The sequence below is a fragment of the Hyunsoonleella sp. 2307UL5-6 genome (assembly GCF_047345485.1).
Classification (GTDB): Bacteria; Bacteroidota; Bacteroidia; order Flavobacteriales; family Flavobacteriaceae; genus Jejuia.
The window spans coordinates 274,530-287,579 of sequence record NZ_JBLFEN010000005.1 but is presented as its reverse complement, the minus strand read 5'-3'; the positions used below and the strand labels follow the sequence as shown (position 1 = coordinate 287,579).

The 13,050-nt window shown below is 34.0% G+C and carries 15 protein-coding genes; 13 read left to right on the top strand and 2 right to left on the bottom strand.

Features of this window, described 5'->3' with window-relative positions; all coding sequences use genetic code 11:
* Positions 1–14 precede the first annotated feature (14 nt).
* The 8 genes from ACKGJY_RS11330 (at position 15) to hemB (ending at position 6,830) form a co-directional block, all read left to right on the top strand.
* Positions 15–371, top strand: a complete 357-nt coding sequence (locus tag ACKGJY_RS11330) for a four helix bundle protein (RefSeq protein WP_413974002.1) — start codon at positions 15–17, stop codon at positions 369–371.
* Positions 372–412: 41 nt separating this feature from the next.
* Complete coding sequence (hemE, locus tag ACKGJY_RS11325; RefSeq protein ID WP_413974061.1) at positions 413–1,438, top strand: uroporphyrinogen decarboxylase; 1,026 nt, start codon at positions 413–415, stop codon at positions 1,436–1,438.
* Positions 1,439–1,604: 166 nt separating this feature from the next.
* A complete protein-coding gene (locus ACKGJY_RS11320) occupies positions 1,605–2,963 on the top strand; it encodes a TrkH family potassium uptake protein (protein ID WP_413974001.1) in 1,359 nt (452 codons plus the stop codon).
* Positions 2,964–2,965: 2 nt separating this feature from the next.
* Complete coding sequence (locus ACKGJY_RS11315; protein WP_413974000.1) at positions 2,966–3,709, top strand: EI24 domain-containing protein; 744 nt, start codon at positions 2,966–2,968, stop codon at positions 3,707–3,709.
* A gap of 6 nt (positions 3,710–3,715) precedes the next feature.
* A complete protein-coding gene (locus ACKGJY_RS11310; RefSeq protein WP_413973999.1) occupies positions 3,716–4,348 on the top strand; it encodes a hypothetical protein in 633 nt (210 codons plus the stop codon).
* Positions 4,341–4,880, top strand: coding sequence for a GNAT family N-acetyltransferase (locus ACKGJY_RS11305; RefSeq protein ID WP_413973998.1), 540 nt, complete (start codon positions 4,341–4,343; stop codon positions 4,878–4,880). Before ACKGJY_RS11310 ends, ACKGJY_RS11305 begins: the two co-directional genes overlap by 8 nt.
* Positions 4,881–5,783, top strand: a complete 903-nt coding sequence (hemF, locus tag ACKGJY_RS11300) for an oxygen-dependent coproporphyrinogen oxidase (protein WP_413973997.1) — start codon at positions 4,881–4,883, stop codon at positions 5,781–5,783.
* A gap of 57 nt (positions 5,784–5,840) precedes the next feature.
* Complete coding sequence (hemB, locus tag ACKGJY_RS11295; RefSeq protein WP_413973996.1) at positions 5,841–6,830, top strand: porphobilinogen synthase; 990 nt, start codon at positions 5,841–5,843, stop codon at positions 6,828–6,830.
* Positions 6,831–6,842: 12 nt separating this feature from the next.
* Here hemB and ACKGJY_RS11290 read toward each other — a convergent pair whose 3' ends face one another.
* Positions 6,843–6,983: a hypothetical protein gene (locus ACKGJY_RS11290; protein ID WP_413973995.1), complete on the bottom strand. Its 141-nt coding sequence runs from the start codon at positions 6,981–6,983 to the stop codon at positions 6,843–6,845.
* Positions 6,984–7,058: 75 nt separating this feature from the next.
* Between ACKGJY_RS11290 and ACKGJY_RS11285 the strand changes: the two genes are divergently transcribed.
* The 5 genes from ACKGJY_RS11285 to ACKGJY_RS11265 all read left to right on the top strand — a co-directional run bounded on the left by ACKGJY_RS11285 (position 7,059) and on the right by ACKGJY_RS11265 (position 11,118).
* Positions 7,059–8,144: a CNNM domain-containing protein gene (locus ACKGJY_RS11285; protein ID WP_413973994.1), complete on the top strand. Its 1,086-nt coding sequence runs from the start codon at positions 7,059–7,061 to the stop codon at positions 8,142–8,144.
* On the top strand, positions 8,145–8,618 hold the full coding sequence (locus ACKGJY_RS11280; protein WP_413973993.1) for a methylated-DNA--[protein]-cysteine S-methyltransferase: 474 nt from the start codon (positions 8,145–8,147) through the stop codon (positions 8,616–8,618).
* 51 nt (positions 8,619–8,669) lie between these two features.
* Positions 8,670–9,191 carry a DUF4442 domain-containing protein gene (locus ACKGJY_RS11275; protein WP_413973992.1) on the top strand — a complete coding sequence of 174 codons (522 nt, stop codon included), beginning with the start codon at positions 8,670–8,672 and terminating at the stop codon, positions 9,189–9,191.
* 66 nt (positions 9,192–9,257) lie between these two features.
* On the top strand, positions 9,258–10,415 hold the full coding sequence (locus ACKGJY_RS11270; protein WP_413973991.1) for a serine hydrolase domain-containing protein: 1,158 nt from the start codon (positions 9,258–9,260) through the stop codon (positions 10,413–10,415).
* Positions 10,405–11,118 (top strand): 3'-5' exonuclease, encoded by a 714-nt coding sequence (locus ACKGJY_RS11265; protein WP_413973990.1) that lies wholly within the window; start codon positions 10,405–10,407, stop codon positions 11,116–11,118. The genes ACKGJY_RS11270 and ACKGJY_RS11265 overlap by 11 nt, the downstream gene beginning before the upstream one ends.
* Positions 11,119–11,168: 50 nt before the next feature.
* On the opposite strand, the gene ACKGJY_RS11260 is transcribed toward ACKGJY_RS11265, so the two are convergent.
* A partial coding sequence (locus tag ACKGJY_RS11260) for an immunoglobulin-like domain-containing protein (RefSeq protein WP_413973989.1) occupies positions 11,169–13,050 on the bottom strand: 1,882 nt, incomplete at its 5' end.

Sequence of the window (13,050 nt, the reverse complement as noted above, 5' to 3'; positions counted from 1 at the left end):
TAAAAGCCAAAAAAATGAGAGACTTTAGAAAACTAGAAATTTGGAAAAACGGCATTGAACTTGTAAAGCAAGTATATCAATTATCTAGTATTTTACCTTCTGAAGAAAAGTTTGGTTTAAGAAGTCAAATTACAAGAGCAGTTGTTTCCATACCATCAAATATTGCAGAAGGTTGTAGTAGAAATAGTGAAGTTGAATTTAAACGATTCTTGGAAATATCGATAGGCTCACTTTTCGAAGTTGAAACACAATTAATTATTGCTCAAGAATTAAAATTTATAGATAAAAAAGAACTAAAAGCCATTTTTTGCTTAATCCAAAAGGAAGCAAGAATGATAAATAGTTTAATAAATAAAATTAAAAATAGTTAACGCTTTTTAGCTAATAGCTAAAAGCCAAAAGCCAAAGGCTGATTATGAAAAACGATTTATTTTTAAGAGCATTAAAAGGAGAAACAGTTAGTCGCCCACCAGTTTGGATGATGCGTCAAGCAGGGCGTTATTTGCCAGAATTCATGAAAATTAAAGCGAAATACGATTTCTTTACGCGTTGCCAAACTCCAGAATTAGCAAGTGAAATTACGGTGCAACCCATCCGAAGATACGGAATGGATGCCGCTATTTTATTCTGTGATATTTTAGTTATTCCGCAGGCTATGAATATCGAGGTGCAAATGAAACCTAATTTTGGTCCGTATTTACCACATCCCGTACGCTCTCAAAAAGATGTTGATAATGTAATTGTTCCAGACGTAAAAGAAAGTCTTAACTACGTGTATCAAGCTATAAAAGCCACTAAAGAAAAACTGAACGATGAGATTCCTTTAATAGGTTTCGCAGGTTCTCCATGGACTATACTTTGCTATTGCGTGCAAGGACAAGGCAGTAAAAATTTCGATAAAGCCAAAGAGTTTTGTTTTACAAACCCAATCGCGGCGCACCAATTATTACAAAAAATAACCGATACCACTATTGCGTATCTTAAAGAAAAAGTGAAAGCAGGTTGTAACGCCGTACAAGTTTTCGATTCTTGGGGAGGTATGCTCTCACCTGTTGATTACCAAGAATTTTCATGGCAATACATCCAGCAAATTATAGATGCTTTAAAAAACGATGCACCTGTAATCGCCTTTGGAAAAGGCTGTTGGTTTGCACTTGGTGAAATGGCAAAATCTGGCGCAAGTGCCTTAGGTGTAGATTGGACGTGTTCTGCTAGAAATGCTCGTTATTTAACAGGCGGAAACATCACGTTACAGGGTAATTTTGACCCAACACGCTTATTTTCTCCTCCAGCAGAAATAAAAAAAATGGTACACCAAATGATAGATGAATTTGGAAAAGACAAATACATAGTAAATCTTGGCCACGGTATTTTACCTAATATTGGTTTGGATAACGCAAAAGCATTTATTGATGCCGTAAAAGAATACGGAATTTAAAATATTTAGGGCGTTACCCTCGATAAAAAATCGGGGTCGGGCTTTCACTACTCGCTCTCTGCGAGGAGCTCAAACAGGCCGTTCAATCCCTAACGCAATAGTAACGTCTATTAATTTTATTTTCGTTTTAAAAAAGTTTATTTTTATATAAATAACTTTAAATATTATGCCTAATAAATTTCAGCAGCTAACAAAAAAATACGCCTTATTAAAAAGAGGTTGGTCGCCACAACAAAATTTATTTTACGGCTTTTTCACCTATATCATTCTAGGTTTCTTATTATTATGCCTTCCAGTAGTTCAAAAAGAAAGTGTTCCCTTATTAGATCATTTATTCATATCTACTTCAGCAGTATCAACAACGGGTTTAGTTACTGTTTCTATTTTTGATACTTATAATTTTTTCGGTCAGTTTATCATCATGATACTCATTCAGCTTGGAGGTATTGGTTATTTATCCTTTACCACATTTATGCTACTATCTACAACACGAAAAATGACTATCTGGCATAAAAAAATATTATCTACAGAATTCACACTACCAAAAACTATTAAAATAAATGATTTTTTAAAATCAGTTATTCTATTCACTTTTATTATGGAACTCCTAGGAGCCATTCTATTTTTTATAGCTTTCAAGAACGATGGCACACCTTTTTGGGAAACACTATGGTCGTCTATCTTTCATAGTATTAGCACATTTTGTACTGCAGGTTTTAGTTTGTTTAATAGTGGTTTTACTGAATATGTGGATGATAATTTTGTGAATTTTATCATCTCTATGTTGGCTATTTGTGGTTCACTGGGCTTTATAGTTATTACTGACTTCGGGATGTTTATTAAAAAGAAATCTCATAAGTTAAGTTTTACCACTAAGATTATTCTTTACGGTTTTATAATTCTTTTAACCTGTGGAACGCTTTTCTTTTATTTTTTTGAACCTTCTATTACCAGCATGTCTGGAAAATCAAGGTTCTTAGCTTCGTTTTTTCAAACCATGACGGCGATGACTACCGTTGGTTTTAACACCGTAGACTTCGGGTTATTTTCTCAAGCCATGATGCTTATTTGTATCTTTTTAATGTACGTTGGTGCTTCACCTTCTGGAACTGCTGGAGGTATAAAAATAACAACCCTTACAGCAGTTTTTGCGATATTGAAAAGTCAACTAAAAGGTAGCAAACACATTACATTTTTAGGACGTATTATTCCTTATGAGCGTTTATACATTGCTACCTCAGCATTCATTTTTTATACAAGCATTATTTTGATAGGTACATTTCTAATTACACTGACTAATGATTTGAAATTTGAAGAAATCCTCTTTGAAGTAGCATCTGCATTAGGTACGGTTGGTATAAGTACCGGAATTACATCCGATATTAATACATTTGGAAAAGTGGTTGTAATTCTACTCATGTTTATAGGGCGTTTAGGGGTGCTAACTTTTGGATTAGCAATTTGGTCTAGAAGTAAAAATGACGAGGAAAACCTACCAGTTTTAAAAGGTGATATTGCAGTTTAACTATGATAAAAAACATCATTTCTGGAATTAAAGCATACTTAGGTGCTTTTGGTTTAATTTCTAAATTAAAACTTTGGAAGTATTTTGCTATTCCTATGGGTATAAGCCTTGTTACTGCTATAGTTGTTTTTGGTTCAGCTTACGGATTATCAGATAATATTGGTGGTTTTATTTCAAAAATTTGGATTTGGGATTGGGGAAAAGACACATTTACTAGCATTAGTAATTTTATTGGCGGTTTAATAATTGTTGTTATCGGTATTATTCTTTTCAAACATATTATAATGGCACTATCTGCACCATTTATGAGTCCTGTTTCTGAAAAAATAGAAGCCTATTTTACAGGAAACCCACCACATTCGCACAGAGATACTACATTTACGCAACAACTGTGGCGTGGTATTCGTATTAATGGAAGAAACTTGTTGATGGAATTATTATTAACGATTCCAATTCTACTTTTAAAATTCATTCCATTTGTAAATATATTTTCTACCATTTTGCTGTTTATGGTACAAGCCTATTATGCTGGTTTTGGTAATATTGATTATACCTTGGAGCGTCACTACCCCTATAAAGAAAGTTTGCTATTCGTGCGAAAAAATCGTGGTTTGGCCATTGGTAACGGTATTGTTTTTATTTTATGTTTACTAATTCCTATAGTTGGTGTAATTTTAGTTTTGCCGTTATCGGTTACTGCAGCTAGCGCAACAACAGTTAAAAAAATAAACAGCACCAAAAGGTAAAAGCACATGGTTAATATTGTCGAAAAATACAACAAACCTTTTGAGTATGCTGGTATTTTAATGCATCTTATTATTGCTTTTCAGTTTTTAAAACTATGGTACCAACCTAATTTCGATGATGCTGAAAAAATATATGCCATGGCCGTACTTATGGCTTTTGAGTTTATATTGATGCACTCTGGCGTTTTTATGGCAGTAATGCCAAAAAAAATATCACTATATATTTTAGTACCTATTTATGGCCTTTTCGCTTGGGCATTTTCTCAAAGTATGCCAGATAACTCTATATTGATTATTTATGGCTTTATTATTTTAAACAGGATGCGTTTTGCGTTTTCTGATGTTAGTTCCGCCTTAAAAAATAAAGCTATCTTAACTTCTACGTTAGGGGCATTTTCTTATTTTGTATTAATTTTTGTGTGTGTATTTACAAATAGTATTTTTGGCGAATTAGGATTAACACCATCATTTTTAGATGCATCGGGATATTTTAATCACACAAAAGCAAGCGGTGCATTTATAGATAAGCCGCATATAGCCATTGGTTTTGGTTTTTTTTACTATTGTGCACTAACACTTATAGAGGCTGTATTACTTATTGTAGGTCCTAAAAAAGTTAAAAACGCTACATATGCTTAATTTAGACCTATATTACATAAGTGCAATTAACTTAAAAGATGCTTGGGGTGTATGTGACTTTGCTGTGGCTAATAATGAACGACTAAAACACTATTTTCCAAAAACATTAGAGCAAAACTTAACACCAGATTTATCAAAAATTTTTGTTGAAAAAAAGGTGAAAGAATTCAACAAAAAAAAAGAATTTCTATTCACTATAAAACATAATGAAGGATATAAGTTACTGGGTATAGTATACATAAAAGCAATAGATTGGAGTAAAAAACGAGGCGAATTTACTTACGCTATAGATTACACTATTGAAGGCAAAGGTGTAATGACAGAGGTTATTGAAAAATTATCTGATTATGCTTTTGAAAATCTAGATTTAGAGACTTTACAAATCATTGTGCATAAAAGTAATTATGCGAGTACTAAAGTTGCCAAAAATTGTAATTTCACACATATTAAAACATTAAAAAATGAACATACACCTCCAGAAGAAGCACCTTTAGATATGGAGTTATATGAACTTTATAAGGAGATTGAATAAATGAAAGATAAATTTTATAATTATATACAAGATTTACAAGACAGCATTACCTCAACACTAGAAGCTATTGACGGTAAAGCCAAATTTCAAGAAGATATTTGGAAACGACCAGAAGGCGGTGGCGGACGTACCCGCGTTATTGAAAACGGAAACGTTTTTGAAAAAGGAGGTGTTAATATATCCGGTGTTCACGGTAAACTCCCAAAATCCATGCAAGCCTATTTTAAAGTAGGCGATGTTGATTTTTTTGCCTGCGGATTAAGTTTAGTCTTGCACCCAAAAAACCCAATGGTACCAACTGTACATGCCAATTGGCGCTATTTTGAAATGTATAATGAGACTGGAGAAATTATTGATAGTTGGTTTGGTGGCGGACAAGATTTAACGCCTTATTACTTGTATGAGGAAGACGCTACACATTTTCATCAAACTTGTAAAAATGCATGCGACAAGCATAACCCTGAGTTTTACCCAAAATACAAAGCACGCTGCGACGAGTATTTCTATAACGCTCATAGAAACGAAGGCCGAGGTATTGGCGGGCTATTTTTTGATTATTGCAAAGCCTCAGATGATATGACCATGAAAGACTGGTACAACTTTGTAACTGAAGTTGGAGACAGCTTTCTAGATGCTTATGTGCCAATTGTTGAAAAACGAAAAGATTTAGCATACACAGAAGCCCAACGCAATTGGCAAGAAATCCGTCGTGGACGCTATGTAGAATTTAATTTAGTGCATGATAAAGGCACCCTTTTTGGACTAAAAACTAACGGACGCATTGAAAGTATTTTAATGAGCTTACCACCACATGTGCAATGGGTTTATGACCATCATCCTGAAGAAGGAAGTGAAGAGGGAAAATTAATTGAGGTATTGAAAAACCCTGTAAACTGGGTTTAAAACTAATTAAAACCTCACAGGTTTTAAAAACCTGTGAGGTTTATAAAAATAAAAACTATGTTCCCATTAAAAAGAAACCGAAGACTAAGAACCAATGAAGCCATTCGTTCTTTAGTTCGAGAAACCATAATAACTCCAAATGATTTTTTAGTACCACTTTTCGTGGTGGAAGGCAAAGGCATTAAAGATGAAATTCCTTCTATGCCCAATTACTTTCGCTATAGCTTAGATCTATTAGAAAACGAAGTTAAAGCATTGTGGAAACTGGGTTTAAAATCAGTCTTACTTTTTGTAAAAGTCCCTGACAACCTAAAGGACAATGCAGGAAAAGAAGCTTTAAACCCAGACGGGCTCATGCAACGCGCCATAAAAACCGTTAAAAATGTGTGTCCGAATATGTTGGTAATGACGGATGTAGCTCTAGACCCATATTCAGCTTACGGACATGACGGTATTATTGAAAACGGACACATACTTAACGATGAAACTGCTGAATTTTTAGCAGAAATGAGTATCTCTCATGTCCAAGCAGGCGCAGATTTTGTGGCACCTAGTGATATGATGGATGGACGTATTCTTACCATTCGTGAAGCTTTAGAAGATGAAGGTTTTACCAATACAGGGATTATGAGTTATTCGGCTAAATACGCATCAGCTTTTTACGGCCCTTTTCGGGATGCTTTAGATTCTGCTCCTGTGGATATGGTTGATATTCCTAAAGATAAAAAAACCTATCAAATGGATTATGGCAACCGTTTTGAAGCCATCAAAGAAACCGAAATGGATATTAATGAAGGCGCAGATATTGTAATGGTAAAACCAGGAATTTCTTATTTAGATATTCTTCGAGACATTAAAAACGAAGTGGATGTACCCGTAGCTGTGTATCAAGTTTCTGGTGAATATGCTATGATTAAAGCTGCTGCCGAAAAAGGATGGTTAAACCACGACCAAGTGATGCTAGAAACTACAATGGCCTTTAAACGTGCTGGGGCAGATATTATTGCTTCTTATTTTGCTAAGGATGTTGTGAAACTGATTTCGTAAAAGCCTTCTTATTTAATTAGAAAATGATTCATCTCCAAAATCAACCTCCCAATTAACACCTAATAATGTTATTAAATTATCATCTTCTGGAAAGTCTTTCCCGAAACCTCCTGTTACACTATTTTTTTTGATTCTTTTAGGAAGAAAAATCAATACCCAATATTAGGTATTTGCTCAAGTAATTTACAAAATAAAATTTAACTATTTTAGCATCTAAATAAACTTTAAATGAGCGCACTTATATTTTGGGCAACCATATCCATATTCTTTTCGTTTTTATGTTCTATTCTAGAGGCTGTTTTACTTAGCGTTACACCCACTTTTATTAATGTTAAAAAACAAGAAGGGAAAGAATACGCAACAACTCTAGAAAAATTAAAAAAAGATGTAGATAAACCACTAATTGCTATACTTACACTAAATACCATTGCGCACACTTTAGGCGCTATGATGGTAGGTATTGAAGCTGAAAATCTTGATTTAGATTGGGATATTTTAGGTATAAATACTGTTGGTATTGTTTCAGCAATCATGACATTTTTAATTTTAGTAGCTTCTGAAATCATCCCAAAAACTATTGGTGCCACCTACTGGAAAGGACTTGCAAATTTTGCATCTAAAACATTACTGGTTTTAATTTTTCCTTTGAAGTGGACAGGTATCTTGTGGTTATTACAACTAACCACAAAACTTATTGGCGGTAAAGGCCACGGTAGTGTGTTAAGTAGAGAAGGGTTTATGGCCATGACTGATATTGCTCACGAAGAAGGAGTATTTCAGGAAAACGAGAGTAAAATCATTAAAAATCTTTTAAACTTTAAAGAAATTTTTGCAAAAGATGTAATGACACCAAGAACGGTAATGAAAACCGAAGATGAAAAAACTACGGTTGAAGATTTTTTTAAACGAAACTTAAACCTACGTTTTTCTAGAATTCCTGTTTATACTAACGATTCTGATAATATAACAGGACTTGTGCTTAAAGATGAGATTTTTAAAGAAATGGCACTTGATAATAACAGTAAAAAACTATCAGAATTAAAACGAGATATTATTGTTGTGGATAGAAATTTGCCTATCCCTACTTTATTCGAAAAATTAGTAGATACTAGAAATCACATGGCACTTGTTGTTGACGAGTATGGCTCAGTAAGTGGTTTAGTAACTATGGAGGACGTTATTGAAACTTTACTTGGTTTAGAGATAATGGACGAGAGCGATAACGTTTCTGATTTGCAACATTTGGCTAGAAAAAGTTGGGAAGCTCGTGCTAAAAAATTAGGCATTATAGAGGAAGACAAATCGCAGGAATAGATGGAAACCTGTATTATCAATTCACCTTTAGGGTTTACAAAAATTATTGGTAATGTAGATGGTATTGCATCAGTTACTATTCTTAATTCTGAAGAAAAAATTACAGACGTTATTCCTACAGTGTTAGAAGATTGTGCTATTCAACTTAACGAGTATTTTGAAGGTACACGTAAAAACTTCGACTTAAAACTCAACGCAACTGGTACTGAATTTCAAAACCGCGTTTGGAAACAACTAGAACAAATTCCCTTCGGTAAGACAACTTCTTATCTAGAATTATCTAAACAAATTGGCGATATAAAAGCCATTCGAGCAGTTGCTAACGCCAATGGTAAAAATCCGCTTTGGATTATCATTCCTTGTCATCGTGTAATTGGTAGCAATGGTGCGCTTACGGGTTATGCTGGTGGTATACACCGTAAACAATGGTTGTTAAACCACGAAAGTCCTTATAAACAACAATCTTTATTTTAAGGCTTCTCTATTTAAAATCACCTTCATTAAAAAAAGTTATATTGCATATAGATGTACAAAACTATTGCCAACATAGCTAAACGCTTTTTTACTGATGCCCAAATTTATAAATATGGGTTTAACTGGTCGCCCATGTATAGCCGTTCTACAGGTAAAATTATTGAGGTTTCAGAAGATCTTCACTTTGTAAAAATTAAAATACCTTTAAGTTGGAAAAATAAAAATTATGTAGGTTCTATTTTTGGCGGGAGCATGCTTTCGGCTACAGACCCTATTTACATGATTCAATTAATAAATATTCTAGGAGATAACTACGTGGTGTGGGATAAAGCAGCAACTATACGCTATAGAAAACCTGCAAGAACTACTATATTTTGTGAGTTTACGTTTTCTAAAGAGGAGATTGAAACTATAAAAAAAGATGTTGCCAATAATGGCGAAATAGATGTTATTAAAACGCCTAATATACTAACAAAAGAAGGTGTTGTTATTGCTGAACTTAATAAAACAATGTATATAGCTAACAAATCATTCTATAAGGCTAAGCGCAAAAAAAATATGCTACCTAAGTAGCTATTTCTCTGCTTTTTACAATCCATATGAATTTTCATATCTTTAGGTTTTACTTAAAACGTGTAAATGAAATTTTTAAAAAAACTTTTTAAATGGTTAGTCATCTTTATTGGTGTACTTATTGTTATACTATACCTTACTGATACCGATTACCTTATTAAGGCTGTACGAACCATATATTTAAAAGGACATACTACTGCCTATTTAGAGGATTATAAATATTTTGATAATCAGAAAATTGATAACGATACACCTCAACCCTGGCCAAATCATAAAAATTATAATTTGGTTAAAGAAACCAAAGCTTTAGATTCCATACATAAAGTAAACGAAACAGTTGCTTATGTGATTATTAAAAATGACAGTATTTGGTTTGAAAACTATTATGATGGATTTAATGAGAACTCTAAAACCAACTCGTTTTCTATGGCTAAAAGTTATGTATCTGGACTTTTAGGAAAAGCTATTATGGAAGGCCATATAAAAAGTTTAGACCAACCCGTAAATGATTTTTTACCCCATTTTAATGAGGACTTAGCAGCTAAAATGACCGTAGGAGACCTTTCTAGTATGGCATCAGGAACCACTTGGGATGAGAAATATTACTCTCCGTTTTCAATTGTAACAAGAGCCTATTTTGATGATGATTTAAAAAAAGTAATGCTTGGTTTAAACGTTGAAACCGAACCTGGTAAATCCTTTAAATATTCAAGTGGAGACACGCAAATGCTGGCTATGGTAATTGAAAAAGCTACCGGTAAAAAACTCTATAACTATTTAGCCGAGAGCTTTTGGAAACCTTTGGGTTCTGAAAACGCTACACTTTGGCAAATAGATAGTAAAGATCATGATTTGGTTAAAGCCTATTGTTGTATTGCCAGTAATGCAAAAGATTTTGCCCGTTTTGGAAAACTCTATAAAGATTATGGCAAATGGAATGGTAAGCAACTGTTAGATTCTGCTTTTGTAGCAAAATCTTTAAAACCTGTATACCCTAATGGTGATGCTTACGGCTATGGTTGGTGGTTAAAATCTATAGGAAATAAAAACTTTTTTATGATGCGTGGTCATTTGGGTCAGTATGTTATTGTAGAGCCTAATGATAATGTTATTATTGTAAGGCTAGGGCACTCTAAAGGTAATGATAAAGTAGTGGGACAGTTTACCGCTGACATAGATATTTATATTAAGGAAGCTTATAAAATGATGGGTGATGATTACTAAATTAAATCTTGAAGACATACTATTTCTAGACATAGAAACCGTCCCGGAAACTCAACATTTTTCTGAATTAGACGATACGAAACAAACGCTTTGGGAACACAAATCGCGCTATCAACGTAAAGATGAATTTACTGCGGAAGAGTTTTACGATCGTGCTGGTATTTGGGCAGAATTTGGAAAAATTGTTTGTATTTCTGTGGGTTATTTTAACTTTCAGGGGCAACGCCGTGTATTTAGAGTCACTTCTTTTTATGGTGATGAAATAACTATCTTAAAGGATTTTAAAAACTTATTAGAGTCTCATTTTAATCAAACTAAACATTTACTTTGTGCTCATAATGGAAAGGAATTTGACTTCCCTTACATTGCGCGCCGTATGATTATTCATAATATTGAGTTGCCCTACAAACTAAATTTATTTGGTAAAAAACCATGGGAAGTACCGCATCTGGATACACTAGAACTATGGAAGTTTGGAGATTACAAAACCTATACGTCTTTAAAATTATTAACTAATGTTTTAGGTATTCCTTCGCCAAAAGATGATATTGATGGTAGTGAAGTTTGCAGTGTGTATTATGAAGACGGTGATATTGACAGAATTATTATTTATTGCGAAAAAGATACGATTGCTGTGGCTCAAATATTTTTGCGTTTACGCGGTGATGCTTTATTGAGTGATGATGAAATTATACAGATATAAAAAAAGTCCAGATTTAAAATCTGGACTTTTTTATTAAATAGCGCTATTAACTATTCTTTTATAAAGCGTTTCATCATTTTATCGTTGCCTTGGGTTACTTCAATAAAATACATTCCCGCTTCTAAACGATCTACAATTATTCTGTTCCCTTCTTTACCTTCGTGAATTATTTGTCCTAAAGAATTTATAATTTTATAGGTAAGTATGCCACGTTTTAGTGTTTTAAGGTTTAATACATCTTTTACTGGATTTGGATATAGTGTAAGCGTATTTGATATAGTATCAAATTTATCTTTTATAGTATCCTTAGCGGCTCCAGAACTAGTGGTTAAGTTAATATTATCAATAGCAATATCGGCTTGCCAAGTACCACCTGTAACTCTGTTAAAACGTAATTGCACGCTATTACCAACGTAAACAGAAAGATCTATTATTTGCGATTGCCAAGAATTACCTTTATTACCAGATTCGCTCCATAATGTTGTCCAACTCATACCATTATCATTACTAGCTTCTAAAGCTATCGTTCCTATATCCGCAGCTCCAAACATATGATAATTAAAACTAAAACTAGCTGTAGTTACAGAGGTTAAATCGTAACAAGGCGAATTAATAATGGCTTGTTTATTTGGGAAACCGTCTCCATTGCCAGAAGCTTCAACATAAATATACGAACCACCATCTATAGCACTAGAAGGACCTGTTCCGTTTGATGGTGTGCCGTTAGCATCAACCGTCCAATTAATATCATCGGTAGTAGATTGTGTCCAATCTCCTATTGTATTTTCATAGCTTTCGATATATGGGAAGTTAGTTATCCCTCCTGAGCAACTTTCTATAATGACCTCTTCATCAATTAAACTAATAGCATCTATTGCAATATCGGCTTGCCAAGTACTACCTACAAATCTGTTAAATCTTAATTGTATGCCTCTACCAACATAGGTTGATAAGTTAATAGTTGCTGTTTGCCACGAATTTCCTTTATTTCCACTTTCACTCCAAATACTCGTCCATGTTGTACCTTCATCATCACTAATTTCTAAAGCAATAGTTCCTATATCTGTTGCTCCGAACATGTGATAATTAAAGCTAAATGTTGCTTGTGTAAGCGCACTTAAATCAAAACACGGCGATGTAAGTAGTGCTCTTTTATTAGGAAACCCTGTTCCGTTAACCGATGCTTCTACAAAAATATAAGAGTTACCCTCAATAGCACTTGATGGTCCTGTATTATTTGATGGTGTACCATTAGCATCTATCAACCAATCTAAATCATCAGAAGACGATTGTACCCAACCACCCAATGTGTTTTCAAAACCTTCAGCATATGGAAATGATGCTATTCCTCCAGAACACCCATTGATAACAGAAGACACAGTAACTGTTCTTATTAACTCTGTTGCTGCATTACCTGAAGCATCACTAACGTTATAAGTTACTACATACGTACCTGCCGTGTTAGTATCTACTATATCGCCACCAATTATAATTGCTGCGGTTATGTCGCCATCTAAATCGTCTGTGGCTGTTGCGCCTGCTTCTGTGTAAACATCACCAAGGCTTAAATCTATGGTTGCTGCACCGTTTAATGTGATGACTGGTGCTGTGGTATCTGGTATTATATTTATTGTTCTTACTTCTTGTGTCGCAGAGTTTCCTGCGGCATCAGTTACATCATAAGTTACTAAATAAGTGCCTGCCGTGTTAATATCTACTATATCGCCACCAATTACAATAGCTGCGGTAATGTCGCCATCTAAATCGTCTGTAGCTGTTGCGCCTGCTTCTGTGTAAACATCACCAAGACTTAAATCTATGGTTGCTGCACCGTTTAATGTGATGACTGGTGCTGTGGTATCTGGTATTATATTTATTGTTCTTACTTCTTGTGTCGCAGAGTTTCCTGCGGCATCAGTTACATCATAAGTT